Below are 22,027 nucleotides of genomic sequence, written 5' to 3'. Positions count from 1 at the left end.
AGGGAAGGGGCAGCACCATGGTGAATATCATTCTGCTCGGGCCTCCGGGCGCGGGCAAGGGAACACAGGCGAAGCGTCTCGTCGACGAGCGCAACATGGTGCAGCTTTCCACCGGCGACATGCTGCGCGAGGCGAAATCCTCGGGCAGCGAGATGGGCCGCAAGGTTGCCGAGGTCATGGACAAGGGCGGTCTCGTCACCGACGAGATCGTGATCGGCCTGATCGAAGAGAAGATCACCGGCAATGCAGGTGGCGGCTTCATCTTTGACGGCTTCCCGCGCACGCTGAAACAGGCCGATGCGCTTGGTGCGCTGCTTGAAAAGACAGGGCAGGGCCTTGATGCGGTGATCGAGATGCAGGTCGATGACGCGGCGCTGGTCGCGCGCATCACCGGGCGTTACACTTGTGGCAACTGCGGCGCGGTCTATCACGACCAGACGCGGCCCACCGCCAAGCCTGGCATCTGCGACGCTTGCGGCAGCGACAAGATGGTGCGCCGCGCGGATGACAACGGGGACAGCCTGAAAACCCGGCTGATGGAATACTACAAGAAGACCTCTCCCCTGGTTGGTTATTACTATGCCAAGGGCCAGCTTGCGACTGTGGACGGGCTGGCCGAGATGGACGACGTGGCCGCCGCCGTTGCGAAAGTTCTTGACAGGTCGTGAATCTTGTCCGCGTCACCTTGACGGTTGACGCAAAACCCCCTAAGCCACGGCGTCCCGAAAGGGAATCGTCCGTGGCTTTTGTTTTGTGCCCTTTGGCGCGAATCGAGCAGGGATAGTCGATCCGGGTGGCGTTTAATGCACTCTCGCGCCGCGCCGGGGTTGTGAAAAAAGGTTCTGGCATTACGGAACCGCAACAATGAAGGAATACACGCGTGGCACGTATTGCTGGCGTCAACATCCCGACCGCGAAACGGGTTCCGATCGCGCTCCAGTACATTCACGGCATCGGGGCATTCTTTGCAGAGCAAGTCTGCGAAGCCCTGAACATCGATCGCGCACGTCGCGTGAACCAGCTTTCGGATGCCGAAGTGCTGGCGATCCGCGAATACATCGACGCCAACTTCACCGTCGAGGGCGACCTGCGCCGTGAAGTGTCGATGAACATCAAGCGTCTGATGGACCTTGGCTGCTACCGCGGCCTGCGTCACCGTCGCAACCTGCCGGTTCGCGGTCAGCGCACCCACACCAACGCCCGTACCCGCAAGGGCCCGGCGAAGCCGATCGCCGGCAAGAAGAAGTAAGGGGAGGGTTGATCAATGGCTCGTGACAAGACCCGCATGAAGCGGAAAGAGCGCAAGAACATCGCTGCTGGCGTTGTTCATGTGAACTCCTCGTTCAACAATACCAAGGTCCTCATCTCGGACGTGCAAGGCAACGCCATTTCCTGGTCGTCGTCGGGCACCATGGGCTTCAAGGGTTCGCGTAAGTCGACCCCCTACGCCGCCCAGATGGCTGCCGAGGATGCTGCCCGCAAGGCGCAAGAGCATGGCATGAAGACCGTCGAGGTCGAAGTGCAAGGTCCGGGTTCGGGCCGCGAATCGGCGCTGCGCGCGCTGGCTGCGGTTGGCCTGACCATCACCTCGATCCGCGACGTCACGCCGCTTGCACACAACGGCTGCCGTCCGCCGAAGCGTCGCCGCGTCTGACGTGACTTTACCGATCGGGCCGCGCTGAGAATGCGCGGCCCGTTCACGTATTTCTGAACCTCGGGCGTTTTCTGCTTAGGGACATGGGCAGAAAACTGGAATGGAGGCGAACGCATGATCCATAAGAATTGGGCAGAGCTGATCAAGCCGACTCAGCTGGTCGTGAAGCCGGGACCGGATGCTAACCGCACCGCCACCGTCATCGCGGAGCCGCTTGAGCGTGGTTTCGGCCTGACGCTGGGCAACGCGCTGCGTCGCGTGCTGATGTCGTCGCTGCAAGGGGGCGCGATCACCTCGGTACAGATCGACAACGTGCTGCACGAGTTCTCGAGCGTTGCTGGTGTGCGCGAAGATGTCACCGACATCGTCCTGAACCTGAAGGGCGTTGCGCTGAAGATGGAAGTCGAGGGCCCGAAACGGCTGTCGATCTCGGCCAAAGGTCCGGGCGTCGTGACCGCTGGCGACATTTCGGAATCGAACGGGATCGAGGTTCTGAACAAGGACCACGTCATCTGTCACCTCGACGATGGCGCCGACGTGTTCATGGAGCTTACGGTCAACACCGGCAAGGGCTATGTCTCGGCTGACAAGAACAAGCCCGAGGATGCCCCGATCGGCCTGATCGCGATCGACGCGATCTTCTCGCCGGTCAAGAAGGTGTCCTACGAAGTCACGCCCACCCGCGAGGGCCAGGTGCTGGACTACGACAAGCTGACGATGAAGATCGAAACCAATGGCGCGCTGACCCCTGATGATGCCGTGGCTTATGCCGCACGCATCCTGCAGGACCAGCTGGCGATCTTCGTGAACTTCGAAGAGCCGGAATCGGCTTTCAAGCAGGAACTGGACACCGGGTTGGAGTTCAACCCGCTGCTTCTGAAGAAAGTGGACGAGCTGGAGCTTTCGGTCCGTTCGGCCAACTGCCTGAAGAACGACAACATCGTCTATATCGGCGATCTGATCCAGAAAACCGAAGCCGAGATGCTGCGCACCCCGAACTTCGGCCGCAAGTCGCTGAACGAGATCAAGGAAGTGCTCTCTGGCATGGGCCTGCACCTCGGCATGGATGTCGAGGACTGGCCGCCGGAGAACATCGAGGATCTGGCCAAGCGTTTCGAGGACCAGTTCTAAGACTATGGGGGGCGGTGACGCCCCCCTTCAATGCCCGCCTGGTGCGGGGAAAACCCGGGCAATCCCGCCCCAACGAAGCTGCCCGCAACGCATGGGCGGCAAGACAAAGCAAAACGCGATAGGAGATCACCATGCGTCACGCTCGCGGCTACCGCCGTCTGAACCGCACCCACGAACACCGCAAGGCCCTGTTTGCCAATATGTCAGGCAGCCTGATTGAGCACGAACAGATCAAGACCACCCTGCCGAAGGCAAAGGAACTGCGTCCGATCGTCGAAAAGCTGATCACGCTGGCCAAGCGCGGTGACCTGCACGCCCGCCGTCAGGCCTCGGCACAGCTGAATGACGAAAAGCACGTCGAGCGGCTGTTCGCCATCCTTGGTCCGCGCTACGCGAATCGGGCGGGTGGCTATGTCCGTATCCTGAAGGCCGGTTTCCGTTATGGCGACATGGCCCCGATGGCGATCATCGAGTTCGTGGATCGTGATCCTGCTGCAAAAGGCGCCGCCGACCGTGCGCGCGCCGAGGCAGCAGAGGCTGATGAAGCCTGAAAATGTAAAGGCCCGCCACAGGCGGGCCTTTTTTTGAGTTATAAAGCAACACTTTGGCGCCTTATTCTAGACATTCGGAATCTGCATCTTATGGTTGCAGGTAAGATTGATTCGTGGACGTGAAGACCCATGCCTCCGTTTCAGGGTATAGATAAGGGCCTAAAGCAACTGGCGAAGCTGGCGCCGTCTGGCTACTTCGTGGGCCTTCACATCCGCTTCACGTCTCCGTTGATGACGTTCCAGACCTATCCGCAGGCCTGGACCGATCACTACACAGTCAACGGTTATGCGATGCGCGACCCGATCATCGCCTGGGGCTTCTCCGAACTGGGGGCTACGCGCTGGAGCGAGATCACCTTTCCCGACACGTTCGGGATTTTGGCTGAGGGCGCGCGTCATGGATTGGTTTACGGTGTTGCCGTCTCTTGCGGGCCGGTGACATCGCGTACGATTTCCGGGCTTGCCAGGGCGGACCGTGAGTTTCTGGACGAAGAAGTCCAACTCGCAAAGCAGATCATCACCGAACTGCACGACCTGACCTTGCCCCCGGATCAACTTACCGACGCCCAGGCAGAAGCTCTTCGTCTCATTGCGGCCGGGCATCGCCATGCCGCCGCAGCGGCGAAGCTCGGGATCTCCGAAAGCGCCCTGAAAGTTCGCCTCAACTCGGCCCGGACGCGTCTGATGGCGCGCACCACCGCCGAGGCGATCCAGCGCGCCAAGGATTACCGTCTGATCTGACGCGCCGGCCTTGCCTCGCGGGGCGCGAGGTGGAGACTTGGTGGAGCAGGCCAATGCAGACGACGACATTATCATTTGCGAATATGCACAATCATGGCGAGCTTATGGCGAATCTGTTTCGCGCGCGCCGTGACAGTTTCATTCTGCGGAACCAGTGGGACCTGCCCGAGGCCCTGGGGATGGAGTACGATCAGTATGACACGCCGGCCAGCCGCTGGATCGCCGTGCATGATGGTCCGCAGATCCTTGCGGGAATCCGTCTGACGCCGACCACCGCGCGCTGCGGGATCTACACCTATATGATCCGCGACGCACAGCGTGGCCTGCTGGAGACGATCCCATCGGACCTTCTGGATTTCGAGGCGCCGATCGATCGCGATATCTGGGAATCGAGCCGGGTTTTCGTCTCGAATGACACGCCCATGGCAATCCGGCGTCGCGTCCACGCGCTGTTGATCACCGAGATGACGAAAGCCGCGCAAGAGTTGGGGGCCAAGAAGGTCATCGGCATCATCCCCGCGAACTGGCCGCGTTGGGCCGGGCGCTGCGGACTGGATGTTTCGGCCGCCGGCCGCGTGCTCGAGTTTGAGGGCTATGACAGCCAGTGCGTCTCGATCAACGTTGCGGCAACCCATCACTGATCTTCGACTCCAAGGCCATTGCACGCCACGGTTTGCCGTCCCATATCGGGGCGGTCGTTGCGGCAGATGAGGTCGAAGTTGCGTTTCACACTATTCGTAGCGGCATGTCTGGCATCGGTAACCTTCGCCGCCCCCGGACACGCCCAGACGGTTCCGAAATCCCAACCTGAAATTGCCCTCAGCTTCGCCCCCGTCGTCAAAGAGGCGGCGCCGGCGGTTGTCAACATCTACGCCACGGTTGTCGTTCAGAGCCGCGCGCATCCGTTTGCCGGCGATCCGCTTTTCGAGCTCTTCTTCGAAGGCATGGGCGAAAGCCGCCCCCGGATGGAAAGCTCGCTGGGGTCTGGCGTGATTGTACGGCCGGATGGGCTGGTGGTTTCCAACTATCATGTCGTGGGCGATGCGACCGACATCAGGGTCGAGCTTTCCGACCGCAGACAGTTCAAGGCGCGCGTTCTGCTGGCGGACAAGGATTCCGATCTCGCAGTTCTGCAGCTGGAGGGGGCCACGGGCTTGCCCGCGCTGCCCTTGCGAAATTCGGACGAGATCGAGGTGGGTGAGCTGGTGCTTGCCATCGGCAATCCCTTTGGCGTGGGGCAAACCGTGTCTTCGGGCATCGTTTCGGGTCTGGGCCGCTCCACCCTCGCGATTGGCGAGGGGCGGGGCTACTACATCCAGACCGATGCCGCGATCAATCCGGGCAACTCGGGCGGCGCCCTGGTGGATATCGCGGGCCGGCTGATCGGCATCAACACCGCAATCCTGACCAAGAGCGGCGGGTCGAACGGCATCGGGTTTGCGATCCCAGCGAACCTTGTCCAGAGCTTCATCAATCAGGCCGCCACGGGGGCGACGCGCTTTGCCCGACCCTGGGCGGGCGTAACCGGGCAGGGTGTGGATGCGGCCATGGCAGAGGCGATGGGCCTGCCCCGTCCCGAGGGCGTGATGATCTCGGACCTGCACCCCGAAAGCCCGTTCCGTGATGCGGGGCTTGCGGTGGGGGACGTGATCCTCTCCCTGAACGATGAGGTCACCGACAGCCCGCAAGAGGTGATGTTCCGTCTGGCGTCTATCGGTGTGGGCAAGGAGGTGCGCGTTCGCTACCTGCGCGCAGGTGCCGAGGCCGAGGCGCAGCTGACCCTTGGCCCGCCGCCGGACCGTCCGGCCCGCGATCCGCGCATCCTGGGCGAGGACAGCGTCCTGCAGGGCGCCGAGGTTGTCCGCATCAACCCCGCCGTGCTGGCAGAACTGGAGCTGCCCGAGACGCTGGCCGAGGGCGCGGCGGTTACCGCCTCTGACGGTTTCGCGGCGCGGATCGGGTTGCGCCCCGGCGATGTCATCCGTGCGGTCAATGGCCGACTTGTGATGTCACCCGAAGATGTCGTGAACCTGACCTTCCCCGACCAGCGTCGCTGGGTGGTGGAGGTGCTGCGCGAGGGACGCTCGGTCCTGCTGCGGTTTCGCATCTGACCTTTTCGGCAAGCCCCCAAGGGGCTAGTCTTGGACCCATGGCCGATCTCTTTGATACCCCGACCCCTCAGCGGTCTGATGCGCCCCGCCCGCTGGCCGACAGGCTGCGCCCGCGGGCACTGTCGGATGTGATCGGGCAAGAGCAGGCGCTTGGCCCCGACGGCCCCTTGGGGTCCATGCTGGCGGCGGGCAGCCTGTCGTCCTTGATCCTCTGGGGGCCTCCGGGCGTGGGTAAGACAACCATCGCCCGGCTTCTGGCCGATCAGACGCACCTTGGCTTTGTGCAGATCAGCGCGATTTTCACCGGTGTGCCGGAACTGCGCAAGGTGTTCGAGCAGGCGAGGATCCGGCGGCAGAACGGGCAGGGTACGCTTCTGTTCGTGGATGAGATCCACCGCTTCAACAAGGCCCAGCAGGATGGCTTTCTGCCGCATATGGAGGATGGGACCATCCTTCTGGTCGGCGCCACGACCGAGAATCCCTCGTTCGAGCTGAACGCCGCACTTTTGTCGCGCGCGCAGGTCATCGTCCTTGACCGTCTGTCGCTTGCCGATCTTGAGCGCCTTGCCCAAAGGGCCGAGCGTGAGTTGGGCCGTGCCCTGCCGCTGGCCGCTGATGCGCGGGACACCTTGCTCGAGATGGCGGATGGGGACGGGCGCGCGCTTTTGAACCTGATCGAGCAGGTCGCGGCCTATAAGGGCGCCCCGCTTGGCAGGGCGCAGCTTTCGCAGCGGCTGATGCGGCGGGCCAGCAAATACGACAAGTCGGGGGAAGAGCACTACAACCTGATCTCGGCGCTGCACAAATCGGTGCGCGGGTCAGACCCGGACGCCGCGCTCTACTGGTTTGCGCGGATGCTCGAGGGGGGCGAGGACCCGCGCTTTCTTGCCCGGCGCCTGACGCGCATGGCGGTCGAGGATATCGGTCTGGCCGACCCGCAGGCGCAGGCCGTCTGCATCGACAGTTGGCAGACCTATGAACGGCTCGGCTCTCCCGAAGGCGAGTTGGCGCTGGCCAATGCGGTGGTCTATCTGGCGCTGGCGCCCAAGTCGAACGGCGTCTATGTCGCCTACAAGGCCGCCCGCGCCGCCGCCCGCGACACCGGCAGCCTGCCGCCCCCCCTGCACATCCGCAACGCCCCGACCCGGCTGATGAAGGACATCGGCTATGGCGCGGGCTACGCCTATGATCACGACGCCGAGGATGGATTCTCGGGCCAGGATTACTTCCCCGAAGACATGAAGCGCCCGATCTTCTACGCCCCACCCGAACGCGGGTTTGAGCGAGAGTTGAAGAAGCGGGTGGAGTATTTCGCGAAACTCAGGGCACAGCGGAAGGGCGGGTGAGGGGGGCAAAAGGTTATGAGATTGTTCTGCGGAGCCAATGTTCAGGGAGTAAAGACGTGTTGACGGTGGGTTGATTTATTACAGTATGAAAGATCAAAGTAGAAAAGCCGCCTCGGCAAAGGCTGGGCCTTCGTGTGATGTTGCAAGTGCGAAAAGTAATGACCAGCAGCATGAACTCCTGAATTTCTGTCAGTATTTATATGGTCTCGGGGAATATGACTATAGCCAACAGTAAAGAATTTTTCTTGCGTATCAAGAAGGATCCTGAAAACTTCTACATAGTGCACTACTCTTGTCAAAGCTTGAACGATGACAACGAGGGTTTGTCACCTCGTATCACTTCGATCGGAGTTACTCACTTTGCGACCGAGCAAACAGTGAGTTTTTCTACTCATGCAATAGCAGAGGAGATGGGCATCGCTCGGGAGGATGTGCAGCGGAATTTTGACGCAGTCGAAAGGAAACTCCTCCATCACTTCTACGGGTTCATTCGAGACCGGCGCGATAAATACTGGGTACACTGGAATATGAGAAATCTTACTTATGGTTTTGAGCACCTTGAGCATCGCTATCGCATATTGGGAGGTTCTGACGCGGCTGTCATTCCGGTAGAACGCAGAATCAATTTGAATGACATTCTTTCTGACAAATATGGATCAAACTACGCAGGTCATCCCAAAATGAAGAACCTCATGGAGATGAACGGTGGTGTCCATAGAAACTTTCTGACAGGAGAGGAGGAACTTCAGGCGTTCAAAAATAATGAGTTCATCCGGATGCATAATTCTACACTATGCAAGCTCGGGTTTTTTAGTTCTGTCATTCGCAAAGCGATGGCCGGTAAACTCAGAACCGCATCTCGAGGCTTTGGGATTCTGCTTGACCGCATATTCGAAAGTCGATTGGCAAAGTTAATTGGATTCTCGTCCAGTGTCTTAGCTGTTCTAGCAGTGGTTTGGTCTTCGGGCTCGTTCGTGTTTAACGTGTATACAAATTCTGGCGGAGAGACTGATTTTGTGAAGGGAGCTCCTCTGAATTCCAGTAAGGCCTCCTCTGACCAATAGGCACTTCCCCCTCACACATGCTGCGCGCCGTTCACCTCGATCTCGGCGCCGGAAACATAGCTGGACTGGTCCGAGCACAGAAACCAGATCACGTCGGCCACCTCGCGCGGTTGGCCGAGCCGTCGCAGGGGTAGTTTCTCGACGATCTTTTCGGTTCCGGGTGAGAGGATGGAGGTCTCGATCTCGCCCGGCGCGATGGCATTGACCCGCACGCCCAACGGGCCGAAGTCATGCGCCATCTCGCGCGTCAGGGCGGAAAGCGCGGCCTTTGAGGTGGCATAGGCCGCCCCCGCAAAGGGATGTACCCGGCTGCCCGCGATCGAGGTCACGTTGACGACCGATCCGCGCGCGGCGGAAAGCTCGTCCTTCAGCCCCCGCGCCAGCACGATCGAGGCAAAGAAGTTGACGTGGAACACCTGTCCCCAGGTCCGCAGATCGGTATCGAGCGCCCCGAGGCGCGCGCCACCCTGACCCTTGGGGCTGATACCTGCGTTGTTCACCAGCGCATGCAGGCGCCCGCCCACCTTCTCCTTGATCTGGGCGATGGCCGCGATCGTGGCGTCGGGGCTCGCAAGGTCGATCTGGATATGGTTCTGCTCACCCCCGGGCCAAGGGCAGCGCGGGTCGAAAGGATGACGCGAGCAGGTCAGTACCCGCCACCCCTCGGCCCCGAAACGCTTGACGGTGGCATGGCCGATGCCGCGGCTTGCCCCAGTCAGGACCATGACTTTCTGCTCGGTCATTCGTGCCTCCTTGATTTGGCGCCAGCCTAAGCGCGGGCGCGGGAAATGCAACCTTGGCAGGGCGCGGCAAAGGGGCTACCAAAAAGCGCGACACCCGAGGGCCTCTCATGAAACAGCAGACGCGCACCATGCAAGATTCCATCGCCACCGCCAAAACCCTGTCCGAAGCGCTGCCCTATCTGCAGCGATATTCCGGTGCCGTCGTCGTCGTGAAGTTCGGCGGCAATGCCATGGGCGATGACGATGCGATGGCCGAGTTTGCCCGCGACATCGTCTTGATGCGTCAGGTTGGCGTGAACCCGGTTGTCGTTCATGGCGGCGGGCCGATGATCAACGACATGCTGCAGAAGCTGGGCATCAAGTCCGAGTTTGTGCGCGGCAAGCGCGTGACCGACAAGGCGACGGTCGAGGTAGTCGAAATGATCCTCTCGGGCCTCGTCAACAAGCGCATCGTGCAGGCGATCAACGATCAGGGCGGGCGCGCGGTCGGGATCTCGGGCAAGGACGACGACCTGATGGTTTGCGTGGCCGACGATCCCGAACTGGGCTTCGTGGGCCGCCCGGTGGAGATGAATGTGCAGGTGCTGCGCGATCTCTATAACGCGGGCATCATCCCGGTTGTGGCCCCCGTCGCGACCGGGATGGAGGACAATGAAACCTTCAACGTGAATGGCGATACCGCCGCCGGCGCCATTGCAGGTGCCCTGCAGGCCGATCGCCTGCTTCTTCTGACCGATGTGTCGGGCGTGAAGAATGCCGCGGGCGAGGTCATGACCCAGATCACCCCTGACGAGATCCGCGAGATGACCGCCAGTGGCGTGATCGCAGGTGGTATGATTCCCAAGACCGAGACCGCGCTCGCGGCACTCGATCAGGGTGTGCGCGCGGTGACGATCCTTGATGGCCGTTTGCCGAACGCCTGCCTGCTGGAGCTGTTCACCGATCACGGCGCGGGCAGCCAGATCCGCTCGACCGAGCCGCGCGTCAAGCCCCGGACCCGGCGCTGAATGGGCGCGCGGCTGGCCGAGATCGCTGATCAGGCAGCCGCGCATCGGCTGGAAATTCTGGGTGGGTTTCCGGCGCAGGACGATCCGGCGCTTCCCAAGGGCACGCGCACCGTCCTGATGCTGGGATTGGCTGAACCAGGATTCTGGGCGCATTTCACCAGCCAGCCCGAATGGCAGGACGGGACCGCGCATCCGATGGACAGATGGTCGCGCCGCGTCATCGGGCGGATGGCCTGTGATCTGGGGGCGAAGGCGCTCTTTCCCTTTGGCGGCCCGCCCTGGCATCCATTCTATCAATGGGCGCTGCGCACGGGCGCTGTATGGGAAAGCCCGGTGCGGCTTCTGGTGCATCATCGCCAGGGTCTGCTTGTCAGCTTCCGTGGGGCGCTGGCGCTGAAAGAGGACATGGAACTGCCCAGCCCTCCGCCCAGCCCCTGTACCGACTGTGCGGCACCCTGTACGCAGTCCTGCCCGGCTGGTGCCCTCGATCGGCGGGGCTATGACGTGCCCCGCTGTCACGCCCATCTCGACCAGCCGCAGGGGATGGATTGCATGACAGGTGGCTGCCTCGTGCGCCGCGCTTGCCCGGTGTCCCAGACCTATGCAAGACTGCCGTTACATTCCGCCTATCACATGAGGCAGTTCCACACATGACCCTGCGCCTGATCCTGACGCGCCACGCGAAATCCAGCTGGGATGACCCGCTGATGAGCGACCATGACCGCCCGCTGAACGAACGCGGCAAGGCCGCCGCAGCCGACCTGGGCAACTGGCTCGCCTCGCGCGGCTATGTGCCCGATCAGGTGCTCTGCTCGGATGCCCTGCGCACCCGCAAGACATGGAGCGGGATCGCCCCTGCATTGCCGGGCACCCCGATCCTCGAACTGAAACCTGCGCTCTATCACGCAGGGCCCGATGTGATGCTTGCCGTGTTGCGCCATGCCACCGGACAGACCGTGATGATGATCGGACACAATCCCGGTATTGCCGAGTTTGCCCATCGCATCGTTGCCCGTGCGCCCCTGAACCCCGATTTCCAGCGCTATCCGACCGGTGCCACGCTGGTCGTCGATTTCGCCGCCGACAGTTGGGCTGATGTGGCGTGGTCCATGGGCAGTGTCGATGACTTCATCATCCCGCGCGAGCTTGCCGTCTGACGGACAATTCGAATCGAGAATGAGAAGGGGCGCCCCCGGTTGCGGGCGCCCCTTCTCATTTCTTACTGGCGGAAACACCGCGCGCGGTGCGGGGGCGCACAGCCCCCGCGGTCCGGCGATCAGTGGCCCAGGATCTGGCTGAGGAACGCCTTGGTGCGCTCGCTCTGCGGGTTGTTGAAGAACTCGCGTGGCTCGTTCTGCTCGACAATCTGCCCTTTGTCCATGAAGACGACGCGGTTCGCGACAGCCTGCGCAAAGCCCATCTCATGCGTCACGCAGAGCATGGTCATGCCTTCCTCGGCCAGTTCAATCATGGTGTCGAGCACCTCCTTGATCATCTCGGGGTCAAGGGCGCTGGTCGGTTCGTCAAACAGCATGATGCGTGGCTTCATGCAGAGCGAGCGGGCAATCGCCACACGCTGCTGCTGACCACCCGAGAGTTGGCCCGGATACTTGTTTGCCTGCTCGGGGATCTTCACCTTGCGCAGGAAGTGCATCGCGGTCTCCTCCGCCTCGCGCTTCGGGATCTTGCGGACCCAGATCGGGGCGAGGGTGCAGTTCTCGAGGATCGTCAGATGCGGGAACAGGTTGAAGTGCTGGAACACCATCCCGACCTCGGAGCGCACCTTGTCGATGTTCTTCAGGTCGTTGGTAAGCTCTGTGCCATCAACGATGATATCACCCGACTGATGCTCTTCCAGACGGTTGATGCAGCGGATCAGCGTCGATTTCCCCGAACCCGAGGGCCCGCAGATCACGATGCGTTCGCCCTTGTGGACGGTCATGTTCACATCCCGCAGGACGTGGAACTGGCCATACCACTTGTTCATGTTGCTGATCTGGATGGCGACCTCGTCCGAGACCTTCATCTTCGAGCGGTCGATTGCTTGTTCGGCCATGGTTCTGGCTCCTTAACGATGGTCGGTCTTCAGCTTGCGTTCGAGCCACATTGAGTAGCGCGACATGCCGAAGCAGATGATGAAGAAGATGGCGCCGGCAAAGATGTAGGGCTCCCAGTAGATGCCCTTCCAGTTGATGTCGGCACGCACGATCGTGGTGATACCCTTCAGCGGATCCTGCAGGCCCACAAAGGCCACCAGCGTCGTATCCTTGAACAGGCCGATAAAGCTGGAGACGATGCCGGGGATCGAGATCTTCAGGGCCTGGGGCATGATGATCAGACGCTGCGCTTGCCAGTAATCAAGGCCAAGCGCATCGGCTGCCTCATACTGTCCACGCGGCAGCGCTGCGAGACCACCCCGGATCACCTCGGCGATATAGGCCGCCGCGAACAGGGTCACGAGGATGATGACGCGCAGGATGATGTCAAAGTTGCTGCCCGGCGGCAGGAAGTACTGCAGCAGAAGCGAAGCGGTGAAGAGCAGCGTGATCAGCGGGACGCCCCGGATGAACTCGATAAAGCCCACCGACAGCGTGCGCACGATCAGCATGTCCGACTTGCGCCCCAAGGCCAGCAGGATGCCCATCGGCAGCGAGGCCGAGATGGCCGTGACCCCGATTACGATCGACAGAAGGAAACCGCCGAACTGGTCGCTGTCCACCGTGGTGATCGACAGCGGGATGGCCGCCTGCAAAGCGTCGGAGACCGGGCCTTGCGCGAACATCCACCACAGCGCCGCCACGACGACACCGATCCCGGCCGAGACCGGCACGCCCAGCTTTCCGACCAGTGCACGGAAGATCAGCGCGAGGATCACGAAGCCCAGCATGGCCACGACCGGCGTCCAGACCGAGCCACCCCACAAAAGCCAGAAGGTCAGCGCAGGGTAGATCGCGGTGAACCAGAGCATCTTGCGCGGCAGGCTGGTATACAGCACCGGCGCGATGGCCACGAACATCAGAACGAACGCGAGGTTCGGCCGCCAGTACAGGTCCATCGGATAGAAGCCGTAGAGGTACTGGTGCCAGCGCTCTTTCACCATGGCCCAGCAGGCGCCGGTGGCACCCTCGCCAAACCTTTGGGTGATGATATCGCGGCATTCCGTCAGCGACGAAGCATTCCAGACCGAGTGCATGAGCCACGGCAGGACATGCGAGGCGACCCACAAGAGCACCGCAAGCCCAAGCAGCGTCAGGACGGTGTTCAATGGACCCGAGAACAGGTTCTGGCGCATCCAGTGCACCACTCCGCGCTCGCGCAGCGGCGGTTCTTTCTCGGGCAGCATCTCGTTGCGGACAAAGGGGATTACGCTTGTCATCTCAGCGCTCCTTCAGGGCAACGGCGCGGTTGAACGCGTTCATCACCGACGAAATGATCAGGCTGAGCGTCAGGTAGATCGCCATCATCAGCAGCATGCATTCCAGTTCTTTCCCCGTCTGGTTCAGCGTGATGCCGCCCAGTGTGCCGCGCAGGTCCATGTAGGACACCGCAATGGCGAGCGAGGTGTTCTTGGTGAGGTTGAGGTATTGCGAGATCAACGGAGGGATGATGACGCGCAACGCCTGCGGCAGGATCACAAGGCTCATGGTGCGGCCCGGACGCAGGCCGAGGGCGAAGGCCGCCTCGGACTGGCCGCGCGAAATCGCCATGATGCCGGCGCGGACGATCTCGGCGATGAAGGCCGAGGTATAAAGCGCCAGCGCAAGGGTCAGCGCGGTAAAGCTGTGCAGAATCTCGGTTCCGCCCTTGAAGTTGAAGCGGGTCAGCGTCGGGATATCCAGATGGAAGCCAAGCGCCATCAGCAGGGCCACCGTCGGCAGCACGATCACGGCCAGGCTTTTCCACCAGGTTACGGGTCGCACACCGGTCGCTTCCTGCACGCGGCGGGCATGGCCACGAATTCGGCTGTTGACCCAGAGGCTGCCCCCCAGAACAACCAGAAACGCCAGCACGTTCGAATTGACCGACATGCCCAGAAGCTCAAGGCGCGGAAGTCCGTGTTCGACCAAGGGCGCGGGCACGTTCATGCCGCGGTTGGTGATTGCCACGGTATCCCACAGCATCATCGTGGCCTTGGGTGCCTCACCGGCAGCGATCATCGCCTCCGTCACGCGGAAATCGGACGGTGCCGGTGTCGTTTCTGAAAGGATCGTCATCGTGAGCAGGATCCACAGCAGAACCGGCACATTGCGCAGGACCTCGACGTAGACCGTCATCATCCGGCCGACGAGCCAGTTCTTGGACAGGCGCAGCACGCCCACCAGAACCCCCAGGATCGTCGCCACAATACAGCCCACCGTGGCGGCGAGCAGCGTGTTCAGCAGCCCGACCAGTGCCGCGCGGAAATGCGTGCTGTCGTTTGTATAGCTGATCAGTGTCTGGTTGATGTCATAGCCCGCCCTCTGCCACAGGAAGCCGAAGTCAAAACTCCGGTCCTTGGCGGCAAGGTTCTCGATCGTGTTGTTCACGAGCCAGGACAAAAACAGCAGAAATAGCGTCAGCACGATCACCTGGATGGTGATGGCCCTGTAGCGCGTGTCGTAAATGAGCATTCCCAGCCGAAAGCTATCTTTCGGCGCGTCTTGGACAAAAGCCATGTGAGTGTACCCCCGAATCCTACCCGTCGTCCGCTTTTGCGGTTCTGTTCCGGGTCAGGAGATCGTTCTTGATTGGACAGGGGCGCCCAGGCGCGCCCCTGCCGGATTTCTGATATCAGCGGAAGGGCGGGGCGTATTGCAGGCCGCCCTGCGTCCACAGCGCGTTCAGACCACGGGCCAGCTTGATCGGGGTGGCCGAGCCGATGTTGGCCTCAAAGATCTCGCCATAGTTGCCGCTTGCGGCGATGGCGCGCTTCGCCCACTCGTTGTCGAGACCGAGCATCTTGCCCAACTCGCCTTCGGCGCCCAGCAGTCGCTTGATTTCCGGGTTGTTGGTGCTGGTGGCCATGTCTGCAACGTTGGCCGAGGTCACGCCGTACTCTTCGGCCGCGACCAGCGCGAAGTAGGTCCAGCGGATGATGTCGCCCCAGTTGTTGTCGCCATGACGAACCAGCGGGCCGAGCGGCTCTTTCGAGATGATCTCGGGCAGAATGATGTGGTTGTCGGCATCCGGCAGCGTGGCGCGCGAGGCGGCAAGGCCCGAAGCGTCAGTGGTGTAGACGTCGCAGGCACCGGCCAGATACTGGCGCTGGCCTTCCGAGTCGTCCGCCACGTTCACCGGGGTATAGGACATGTTATTGGCCTTGAAGAAGTCGGCCAGGTTCAGCTCGGTCGTGGTGCCGGTCTGGATGCAGACGGTCGCGCCGTCCAGTTCCTTCGCCGAAGACACGCCCAGATCCTTCTTCACCATGAAGCCCTGGCCGTCATAGTAGTTCACCGCGACGAAATCGAACTTGAGGTCCGTGTCGCGCTGGAACGACCAGGTCGAGTTGCGGATCAGAACGTCAACCTCGCCCGAGGCGAGCGCGGTAAAGCGGGTCTCGCCGGTGGTCGGCAGGTATTTGACTTTCGAGGCATCGCCCAGAACGGCCGCAGCGACAGCCTTGCACAGAGCCACGTCGAAGCCCTGATAGTTGCCGTTGGCATCCGGCGCGCCAAAGCCGGTCAGACCCACGTTCACGCCGCAGTTCAACTCGCCGCGTGCTTTCACATCGGCCAGCGTGTCGGCCGATGCCATGCCGGCGGACAGCGCCACGACCGACAGAGCGCCAAGGATTACCGTGTTTTTCATGCGTACCTCTTCCTGAGTCCCCCGATTGATCGGGTGGAGTTTTGTTCCCTATGCAGGGATATGCGTGACCAGAGGCCGTAGTCCCGGCCTCTCAGTATCGAACACTGTTTCGCAAAGCGGTTTGGGAGGTCAAGTAAAACCGGTCCGTTAGCGCTAACTCTGGCGTCGCAGTCGGTTTATTTCGGCGCCTGAGAAAGAAGCGCCCATCGTGCCGGTTTTTCAGGCAAGATTGTTACCGGCACAATTCGTGGAATCGCGCCGCCTCGATCAGCGCCTGACGTTTGGCTGCCTCGATTTCGGCGGCCTCGTCGTCTTGGCCCCATTGTTCGATCTGCCAGTGCTCATCGATTCGGCTGAGGTTGAAGCCCTCATCGGGCGTGATTCGACGCTCGGCTATGGCAAGCCCCAGCACCATCGAGCCAGTGATGGCGATCAGGTCATGCAATGCAGCAAGCTGGTGCGGGCTTTGTGCGAACACGGCCGCCCGCAGGGCTTGCAGGCTGTCCTCGGGTTGGCGGACATGCACGATTCCCCGCGTCACCAGAAGCGGCGCGCCGTAATGGGCCTCGGCCCAGGCGAGCATCGGGTTCCAGTGCTCAGCCTGTCGGGCGGCAAGTGCCTCGGGGTCTTCTGCGCGATAGCACAGAAGGTCTGATCCTGCATATTCTGCAAGCATTTCAGCCACTTCCAGGAACTGCGGCAGGACTTTATCTATGGCGGAATTCGCCATCCGTGTCGCGGGCATCGTCTCGGGGCGCACCTCGCCCTGCTGGGCATCCCACTCTGTGGCGATCAGTTCTGCCAGCGCAGCACTGGGCACCACCAGCGGCACCTTGGCCGGTGTCTTGATGGGGCGACCATCAAGCGTGACGGTCCAACCGCCTTCGGCATCAGTGACAGAGGCGGTTTTCCAGAACCGCTTGGGCTTCCAGTTGGACATGGGGTCAGTCTCAGCGAATCGTCTCGAACGGATCTTCGGGCACGTCACCCTCTTTCCAGTCGAGCAGCTTCCATGTGCGCTGCATGTGTTCGGGCAGCGGGGCGGTGAAGGTCATCATCTCTTTGGTGATCGGGTGTTCGACCATCAGGCGGCGGGCGTGCAGATGCAGCTTGCGCGACAGCTCTCCGCCAATACCGGCGCCCCAGCCGTCGCCCATATTTTCGGCGTTCGATCCGCCATACTTGCCATCGCCCAGAATCGGGTGGCCGAGTTCGGCCATATGGGCGCGCAACTGGTGGGTGCGCCCGGTCACGGGCTCAAGCGCCATCCATGCAAGCCGCGAGCCGAGGAACCACAGCGTGAAGTAATCGGTGTGGGCGCGCTTGGCATCGGGGTAGTCCGCCATCTTTGCCGGGTGGATGCCGACCATCTTTTCGCCCTCGCCGCCGCGCCCATGGCCCGGCGCCTTCATCAGCGCATATTTGATCGACCCTTGCTTGGGCTGGGGAACGCCCGCCACAAGCGCCCAATAGATCTTGCGGGTATTGCGGTGGCGGAACGCTTCGGACAGCGCGCGGGCTACCCGGTCGGTGCGGGCCAGAACCAGCACACCCGAGGTGTCCTTGTCGAGACGGTGGACCAGCTTGGGGCGGTCCTTGTAGCCGAACTTCAACGCCTCGGTCAGGCCGTCGACATGGCGGTCGCCCTGACCTGATCCGCCCTGACTCGGCAGACCCGAGGGCTTGTTCAGCACGATGATATGCTCGTCTTTGAAAAGCACCGCATTCTGGATCATCTTCGCGTCCGCCGCGCTGACGCCATCGGGGCGCGGACGGCTGGGCGCGTCGCTGTCGGGCAGCGGGGGCACGCGGATCACCATGCCGGGGGCAACGCGATCGGCGGCCTTGGCGCGCGCACCATCGACCCGCACCTGACCTGTGCGGCACATTTTTTCCACCGCACCTTGGGTGACATGGGGAAAACGCCGTTTGAACCAGCGATCAAGGCGCTGTTCGCCCTCATCCACCGAGACGGTCAGAAGTTTGACGCCGCTCATATCAGGCTCCGCGTGACTGCCGCGGCACAGACAAAGGCCGCAAGCGAAAATAGGACCGAGGCCACCACATAGCCTGCTGCAAGCGCAGTCTCGCCGCGCTGCGCCAGGGATATGGTGTCCATCGAGAAGGCAGAAAAGGTGGTGAAACCGCCAAGGATGCCGGTCATCAGGAAGGGCGCGAGTTGCAGCTGCCCACGATGGGCCGAAAGGACCATCAGCCCGCCCATCAGGGCCGAGCCGATCACGTTCACCGCCAGCGTATGCCAGGGGAAGGCTGCACCAAGCAGCCGCCCGATGCCCACATTGGCACCGTACCGCAGGCTGGCACCGATTGCCCCGCCCAACGCTACCTGAATCACAGTCGGGATCATTCCAGCCCCGCGATGATGGCGCGCAAAGTCGCGATCCCGTCGCCCTTTTCAGAACTGGTCATGACGATCTCGGGATAGGCGGCCGGGTGCTTGGACAGGGCCGCACGAACTTGGTCGAGGTTCTTTTCCCGCTCGGGGCGCGAGAGCTTGTCCATCTTCGTCATCACCACCTGAAAGGTGACGGCCGAGCGGTCGAGCAGGGTCATGATCTCATCATCGACCTTCATCACGCCGTGTCGGCTGTCGATCAGCACAAAAGCCCGGCGCAGGGTCTGACGGCCCTGCAGGTATTGCTTCAGCAAGGCCTGCCATTTCTGCACCGTGGCGACGGGCGCCTCGGCATAGCCATAGCCGGGCAGGTCAACCAGATAGCTGCGCTCACCCAGCCCGAAATAGTTGATTTCCTGCGTCCGACCGGGGGTGTTCGAGGCCCGGGCGAGGTTCTTGCGACCTGTCAGGGCGTTGATCAGGCTGGACTTGCCGACGTTCGAGCGACCGGCAAAGCAGACCTCGATCCGGTCCGCCGGCGGCAGGCCGGACATCGCGACCACGCCTTTCACGAAATCGACGGGGCCAGCAAACAGCAGGCGCCCGCGCTCACGCGCAAAGTCGTCTGGCTCTTCGGAAAGGGGGAAGGGCAGGGTGGTCATTGCAGTACGATCTCCTGATCCAGCGCGATCTTACCGCCCTGGACCACTGTGGCGTAAACCCCAAAGTCACGGTGCCCGTAATGCACCTCAAGCGTACCCAGGGTGTCGGCGTTCGGGATGCCGCTTTCCAGATCAACCTTGGTGGCATTGCAGCGGGTGATGCGTTCACGCACTTCAAGGACGGTATCGCCGATGTGCAGCCTGCGGCCGATCATCTCCCATTCCTGCCATGGCTTCCAGCCTTCGACCCAAAGGTTGGCGCGGAAGCGATGGGCCGAAAGCGGGATGCCCACATGGGCCGAAAGTTCGGCCAGCGAGGCAAGGTTCACGATCGAGATCGAGGGAAAGGCGCTGTCGGTCATGGCAACGCCCGCGCTGACGATCCGGGTGGGTTGCGCGCGTTCGGGTGGGTTCAGCGGGCCGACCCAGTCGAGAAATGCGGGCAGGTCCTCGGTTGCATCGGGCTGGATTGTGATCTCGCCACGCTCAGGATGGCGCAGGGTGACGCTGCGTGCCTCTTCGTCCAGCGCGCAGGTGATCGCCATCAACTGCGGCGCTTTGGCCCCGCGCGCAAAGTTGGCGCAGGGGCTCCAGCCGTCCCGCAACTTCGCCGCCTCATGCGCGACCGCCCAGAAACGGTCCCACGGCAAACCCTCTCCGGCCAAAAGGCGAACGGACGCGAGTTCCTCGCGTCCGTGGCCTTTGATCGGATGGCGGCAGATATTGGCTAGCCGTCCTGTCATTTCTTGCCTTTCGTGGCCTCGGCGGGTTTGGCCTTGCGCCGGAAGCTGGACTTGATGTTGCCAAACAGGTCCGGCCGGTGACCATGGCTTCGCATGATCGCATATTGCTGGCTGAAGGTGATCAGGTTGTTGGTGATCCAGTAGAGCACCAGCCCGCTTGCGAAGCTGCCCAGCATGAACATGAAGACCCAGGGCATCCAGGCAAAGATCATCGCCTGCGCCGGATCGGCAGGCGCCGGGTTCAGCTTCTGCTGCAGCCACATCGAGATACCCAGCAGGATCGGCAGGATGCCGATGAAGATGGTGGCCATCAGCGAGCCGGTCTCGGGCGCGGCCCAGGGCAAGGCCCCGAACAGGTTGAACAGCGATGACGGATCAGGCGCCGAGAGGTCGCGCAGCCATCCGAAGAACGGTGCATGACGCAGTTCCAGCGTGACGAAGATCACCTTGTAGAGCGAGAAGAAGATCGGGATCTGGATCAGGATGGGCAGACAGCCGGCAGCCGGGTTGACCTTGCGGTCCTTGTAAAGCTGCATCATCTCTTTCTGCATTTTGGCCTTGTCGTCGCCTGCGCGCTCTTTCAGGGCCTCCATCTCGGGTTGCAGTTCCTTCATCCGCGCCATCGAGACGTAGGATTTGTAGGCCAGCGGAAGCACAATCAGCTTCAGCACGAAGGTCAGCGCGATGATCGCGAGGCCCATGTTGCCAATCAGGGCGTGCAGCCAGTGCAGAAGCGCGAAGATGGGCTTCGTCAGGAAGAAGAACCAACCCCAGTCGATCGAGTCGATGAAGCCTGCAATCTGCGGGCGCTCGGCATCGACCTCTGCACCGAACAGGCGCTCGAGGAACGAAGGGTCGTTCTGGTAGTGGCGGATGGTTTCCCATTCCTTGGCACCCGCAAACAGCCGCGAGCTGACCTCGACCGAAGCGCCGGGCGCGACCGAGACGGTCTGCAGGCGGGTTTCGGTCTGGAACGTATCGGTGGCCGCAGTGTAGCGCACAACCGAAGTGAAAGGCTTGCCCTGCTCGGGCACCAGCACGGTCATCCAGTACTTGTCGGTAAAGCCAAGCCAGCCATCGGTCGTGGCTTCGCTGACCTCGGCCTGCGTTCCTTCGCGCTCGACCATCGGCAGGCCCATGACGTCGTCGTACTTGATCTCCATCAGGCGGCCATCAACGCGGCCCACAACGCCTTCGTGCAGCACGAAGAAGTTCTGCAGATCGGCGGGCTTGCCGTGGCGGGCGACCACGCCATAGGGCTGCAGGGTGGCGGCCTCGGTGCCGCTGTTCTGCACGCTGTCCTTCACCTCGAACATGAAATTCTCGTCGATGGCGATAGTGCGGGTGAAGGTCAGGCCCTTGGTGTTCTGCCACTGCATCTTGACCGGCTTGCCGGGCGCGAGCGTATCGCCCTCAACAAGCGTCCATTCGGTCGAGGCGCCGGGGACATCGGCGAACTCCAGCGCGCCGCCGGGCACCCAGCCGTAGAGCGCGTAGTAGGAATGGGGCTCACCGACCGGCGACAGCAGACGCACGATCTCGGCACCGGGATCAAGGCTGACCCGATAGCTTTTCAGCGACAGATCGTCGATGCGTCCGCCCAGAAGCGAGATCGAGCCTTCGATCTCTGGCGTGTCGATATCCAGACGCGCCGCGGTCGGGACCGGAGCAACCGCCTCGGCCGAGGGGGCGGGGGCCGGAGTTGCCGGTGCCGCTGTCTGCGCGGCAGTCTGGGCGTTGGGGTCGACCACCGGCTCGGGCGGCGGGAAGAACCAGCTCCACCCCAGAATCACGAGGAAACTGAGCGCAATCGCAAGGAAAAGGTTCTTGTTGTTTTGATCGTTCATTCCGATCCTCGACATCTGATCGGCCGGGGACAGCCGCCTGCATGGGAAATCGGGCGCGCACCAGTCGGGCGCCCCGCAAGTCTGCGGTGGTTCAACAGAAGGGGGGGCGAAAGGTCAAGCGGTTTCGCCGCCCGCCTGACGGCTTGCCTGCGGTTCCGCAAGATTTTTTGATTCTTCCGCCGCGTTCAGCCACGCGCATGCTGCGGCTGGCCGCCAACGCATCGGGGCTGTTCCGCCCGTCTGCCGGCATCAGTTCGCCTGCGCCGCCGGGGATTCGCGGCGAT

At 62.1% G+C, this 22,027-nt stretch carries 24 protein-coding genes; 13 read left to right on the top strand and 11 right to left on the bottom strand.

What is annotated here, in order from left to right:
* Positions 1-17 precede the first annotated feature (17 nt).
* From FQU74_RS15360 to FQU74_RS15315, 10 genes are all read left to right on the top strand, one after another.
* Positions 18-668: an adenylate kinase gene (locus FQU74_RS15360; protein ID WP_146287358.1), complete on the top strand. Its 651-nt coding sequence runs from the start codon at positions 18-20 to the stop codon at positions 666-668.
* Positions 669-880: 212 nt separating this feature from the next.
* A complete protein-coding gene (rpsM, locus tag FQU74_RS15355; RefSeq protein ID WP_146287357.1) occupies positions 881-1,249 on the top strand; it encodes a 30S ribosomal protein S13 in 369 nt (122 codons plus the stop codon).
* Between the two features lie 15 nt (positions 1,250-1,264).
* Entirely contained in the window at positions 1,265-1,654 is a 390-nt protein-coding gene (gene rpsK, locus FQU74_RS15350; protein WP_146287356.1) for a 30S ribosomal protein S11, read from the top strand.
* Positions 1,655-1,768: 114 nt separating this feature from the next.
* Entirely contained in the window at positions 1,769-2,785 is a 1,017-nt protein-coding gene (locus FQU74_RS15345) for a DNA-directed RNA polymerase subunit alpha (protein WP_146287355.1), read from the top strand.
* 131 nt (positions 2,786-2,916) lie between these two features.
* Entirely contained in the window at positions 2,917-3,336 is a 420-nt protein-coding gene (gene rplQ / locus FQU74_RS15340) for a 50S ribosomal protein L17 (RefSeq protein WP_146287354.1), read from the top strand.
* Positions 3,337-3,465: 129 nt separating this feature from the next.
* Positions 3,466-4,077, top strand: coding sequence for a helix-turn-helix transcriptional regulator (locus FQU74_RS15335; protein WP_146287353.1), 612 nt, complete (start codon positions 3,466-3,468; stop codon positions 4,075-4,077).
* Between the two features lie 53 nt (positions 4,078-4,130).
* On the top strand, positions 4,131-4,718 hold the full coding sequence (locus tag FQU74_RS15330; RefSeq protein ID WP_146287352.1) for an acyl-homoserine-lactone synthase: 588 nt from the start codon (positions 4,131-4,133) through the stop codon (positions 4,716-4,718).
* 66 nt (positions 4,719-4,784) lie between these two features.
* Complete coding sequence (locus FQU74_RS15325) at positions 4,785-6,188, top strand: trypsin-like peptidase domain-containing protein (RefSeq protein ID WP_146287351.1); 1,404 nt, start codon at positions 4,785-4,787, stop codon at positions 6,186-6,188.
* A gap of 38 nt (positions 6,189-6,226) precedes the next feature.
* Positions 6,227-7,534 carry a replication-associated recombination protein A gene (locus FQU74_RS15320; RefSeq protein WP_146287350.1) on the top strand — a complete coding sequence of 436 codons (1,308 nt, stop codon included), beginning with the start codon at positions 6,227-6,229 and terminating at the stop codon, positions 7,532-7,534.
* 302 nt (positions 7,535-7,836) lie between these two features.
* Positions 7,837-8,598 carry a hypothetical protein gene (locus FQU74_RS15315; RefSeq protein ID WP_206665041.1) on the top strand — a complete coding sequence of 254 codons (762 nt, stop codon included), beginning with the start codon at positions 7,837-7,839 and terminating at the stop codon, positions 8,596-8,598.
* Positions 8,599-8,609: 11 nt separating this feature from the next.
* Here FQU74_RS15315 and FQU74_RS15310 read toward each other — a convergent pair whose 3' ends face one another.
* Complete coding sequence (locus FQU74_RS15310; RefSeq protein ID WP_146287349.1) at positions 8,610-9,341, bottom strand: SDR family oxidoreductase; 732 nt, start codon at positions 9,339-9,341, stop codon at positions 8,610-8,612.
* Between the two features lie 128 nt (positions 9,342-9,469).
* Between FQU74_RS15310 and argB the strand changes: the two genes are divergently transcribed.
* Genes argB through FQU74_RS15295 form a run of 3 tightly spaced genes read left to right on the top strand, consistent with a single transcriptional unit; the run spans position 9,470 to position 11,505 of the window.
* Positions 9,470-10,348: an acetylglutamate kinase gene (gene argB, locus FQU74_RS15305; RefSeq protein ID WP_373289045.1), complete on the top strand. Its 879-nt coding sequence runs from the start codon at positions 9,470-9,472 to the stop codon at positions 10,346-10,348.
* Positions 10,349-11,002 (top strand): ferredoxin, encoded by a 654-nt coding sequence (locus tag FQU74_RS15300; protein ID WP_146287347.1) that lies wholly within the window; start codon positions 10,349-10,351, stop codon positions 11,000-11,002.
* Complete coding sequence (locus FQU74_RS15295; RefSeq protein ID WP_146287346.1) at positions 10,999-11,505, top strand: SixA phosphatase family protein; 507 nt, start codon at positions 10,999-11,001, stop codon at positions 11,503-11,505. The genes FQU74_RS15300 and FQU74_RS15295 overlap by 4 nt, the downstream gene beginning before the upstream one ends.
* A gap of 119 nt (positions 11,506-11,624) precedes the next feature.
* On the opposite strand, the gene FQU74_RS15290 is transcribed toward FQU74_RS15295, so the two are convergent.
* The 10 genes from FQU74_RS15290 to yidC all read right to left on the bottom strand — a co-directional run bounded on the left by FQU74_RS15290 (position 11,625) and on the right by yidC (position 21,743).
* A complete protein-coding gene (locus FQU74_RS15290) occupies positions 11,625-12,404 on the bottom strand; it encodes an amino acid ABC transporter ATP-binding protein (RefSeq protein WP_146287345.1) in 780 nt (259 codons plus the stop codon).
* A 12-nt stretch (positions 12,405-12,416) separates the two neighbouring features.
* Positions 12,417-13,724 carry an amino acid ABC transporter permease gene (locus FQU74_RS15285; RefSeq protein WP_146287344.1) on the bottom strand — a complete coding sequence of 436 codons (1,308 nt, stop codon included), beginning with the start codon at positions 13,722-13,724 and terminating at the stop codon, positions 12,417-12,419.
* 1 nt (position 13,725) lies between these two features.
* On the bottom strand, positions 13,726-15,003 hold the full coding sequence (locus FQU74_RS15280; RefSeq protein ID WP_146287343.1) for an amino acid ABC transporter permease: 1,278 nt from the start codon (positions 15,001-15,003) through the stop codon (positions 13,726-13,728).
* 115 nt (positions 15,004-15,118) lie between these two features.
* Positions 15,119-16,135, bottom strand: coding sequence for an amino acid ABC transporter substrate-binding protein (locus FQU74_RS15275; protein WP_146287342.1), 1,017 nt, complete (start codon positions 16,133-16,135; stop codon positions 15,119-15,121).
* Between the two features lie 232 nt (positions 16,136-16,367).
* Positions 16,368-17,075 (bottom strand): ATP12 family chaperone protein, encoded by a 708-nt coding sequence (locus FQU74_RS15270; protein ID WP_146287341.1) that lies wholly within the window; start codon positions 17,073-17,075, stop codon positions 16,368-16,370.
* Between the two features lie 10 nt (positions 17,076-17,085).
* Positions 17,086-18,132 (bottom strand): RluA family pseudouridine synthase, encoded by a 1,047-nt coding sequence (locus FQU74_RS15265; RefSeq protein WP_146287340.1) that lies wholly within the window; start codon positions 18,130-18,132, stop codon positions 17,086-17,088.
* On the bottom strand, positions 18,129-18,503 hold the full coding sequence (gene crcB / locus FQU74_RS15260; RefSeq protein WP_146287339.1) for a fluoride efflux transporter CrcB: 375 nt from the start codon (positions 18,501-18,503) through the stop codon (positions 18,129-18,131). Before crcB ends, FQU74_RS15265 begins: the two co-directional genes overlap by 4 nt.
* A complete protein-coding gene (yihA, locus tag FQU74_RS15255) occupies positions 18,500-19,153 on the bottom strand; it encodes a ribosome biogenesis GTP-binding protein YihA/YsxC (protein WP_146287338.1) in 654 nt (217 codons plus the stop codon). Before yihA ends, crcB begins: the two co-directional genes overlap by 4 nt.
* Positions 19,150-19,896, bottom strand: a complete 747-nt coding sequence (locus FQU74_RS15250) for an MOSC domain-containing protein (RefSeq protein WP_146287337.1) — start codon at positions 19,894-19,896, stop codon at positions 19,150-19,152. The genes yihA and FQU74_RS15250 overlap by 4 nt, the downstream gene beginning before the upstream one ends.
* On the bottom strand, positions 19,893-21,743 hold the full coding sequence (yidC, locus tag FQU74_RS15245) for a membrane protein insertase YidC (protein WP_146287336.1): 1,851 nt from the start codon (positions 21,741-21,743) through the stop codon (positions 19,893-19,895). Before yidC ends, FQU74_RS15250 begins: the two co-directional genes overlap by 4 nt.
* Positions 21,744-22,027: the final 284 nt, after the last annotated feature.

The sequence above is a fragment of the Gemmobacter aquaticus genome, from assembly GCF_007859075.1.
Classification (GTDB): Bacteria; Pseudomonadota; Alphaproteobacteria; order Rhodobacterales; family Rhodobacteraceae; genus Gemmobacter; species Gemmobacter aquaticus.
Note: the sequence above shows the minus strand (reverse complement) of the source record. Positions and strands in the feature narration are given on the sequence as shown.

Bases quoted from the DNA above. Each gene is read 5' to 3' on its own strand.
- FQU74_RS15360 (WP_146287358.1), top strand. From the start codon at position 18: ATGGTGAATATCATTCTGCTCGGGCCTCCGGGCGCGGGCAAGGGAACA.
- rpsK (WP_146287356.1), top strand. From the start codon at position 1,265: ATGGCTCGTGACAAGACCCGCATGAAGCGGAAAGAGCGCAAGAACATC.
- FQU74_RS15345 (WP_146287355.1), top strand. From the start codon at position 1,769: ATGATCCATAAGAATTGGGCAGAGCTGATCAAGCCGACTCAGCTGGTC.
- rplQ (WP_146287354.1), top strand. From the start codon at position 2,917: ATGCGTCACGCTCGCGGCTACCGCCGTCTGAACCGCACCCACGAACAC.
- FQU74_RS15335 (WP_146287353.1), top strand. From the start codon at position 3,466: ATGCCTCCGTTTCAGGGTATAGATAAGGGCCTAAAGCAACTGGCGAAG.
- FQU74_RS15330 (WP_146287352.1), top strand. From the start codon at position 4,131: ATGCAGACGACGACATTATCATTTGCGAATATGCACAATCATGGCGAG.
- FQU74_RS15325 (WP_146287351.1), top strand. From the start codon at position 4,785: ATGAGGTCGAAGTTGCGTTTCACACTATTCGTAGCGGCATGTCTGGCA.
- FQU74_RS15320 (WP_146287350.1), top strand. From the start codon at position 6,227: ATGGCCGATCTCTTTGATACCCCGACCCCTCAGCGGTCTGATGCGCCC.
- FQU74_RS15310 (WP_146287349.1), bottom strand. From the start codon at position 9,341: ATGACCGAGCAGAAAGTCATGGTCCTGACTGGGGCAAGCCGCGGCATC.
- argB (WP_373289045.1), top strand. From the start codon at position 9,470: ATGCAAGATTCCATCGCCACCGCCAAAACCCTGTCCGAAGCGCTGCCC.
- FQU74_RS15300 (WP_146287347.1), top strand. From the start codon at position 10,349: ATGGGCGCGCGGCTGGCCGAGATCGCTGATCAGGCAGCCGCGCATCGG.
- FQU74_RS15295 (WP_146287346.1), top strand. From the start codon at position 10,999: ATGACCCTGCGCCTGATCCTGACGCGCCACGCGAAATCCAGCTGGGAT.
- FQU74_RS15290 (WP_146287345.1), bottom strand. From the start codon at position 12,404: ATGGCCGAACAAGCAATCGACCGCTCGAAGATGAAGGTCTCGGACGAG.
- FQU74_RS15285 (WP_146287344.1), bottom strand. From the start codon at position 13,724: ATGACAAGCGTAATCCCCTTTGTCCGCAACGAGATGCTGCCCGAGAAA.
- FQU74_RS15280 (WP_146287343.1), bottom strand. From the start codon at position 15,003: ATGGCTTTTGTCCAAGACGCGCCGAAAGATAGCTTTCGGCTGGGAATG.
- FQU74_RS15275 (WP_146287342.1), bottom strand. From the start codon at position 16,135: ATGAAAAACACGGTAATCCTTGGCGCTCTGTCGGTCGTGGCGCTGTCC.
- FQU74_RS15270 (WP_146287341.1), bottom strand. From the start codon at position 17,075: ATGTCCAACTGGAAGCCCAAGCGGTTCTGGAAAACCGCCTCTGTCACT.
- FQU74_RS15265 (WP_146287340.1), bottom strand. From the start codon at position 18,132: ATGAGCGGCGTCAAACTTCTGACCGTCTCGGTGGATGAGGGCGAACAG.
- crcB (WP_146287339.1), bottom strand. From the start codon at position 18,503: ATGATCCCGACTGTGATTCAGGTAGCGTTGGGCGGGGCAATCGGTGCC.
- yihA (WP_146287338.1), bottom strand. From the start codon at position 19,153: ATGACCACCCTGCCCTTCCCCCTTTCCGAAGAGCCAGACGACTTTGCG.
- FQU74_RS15250 (WP_146287337.1), bottom strand. From the start codon at position 19,896: ATGACAGGACGGCTAGCCAATATCTGCCGCCATCCGATCAAAGGCCAC.
- yidC (WP_146287336.1), bottom strand. From the start codon at position 21,743: ATGAACGATCAAAACAACAAGAACCTTTTCCTTGCGATTGCGCTCAGT.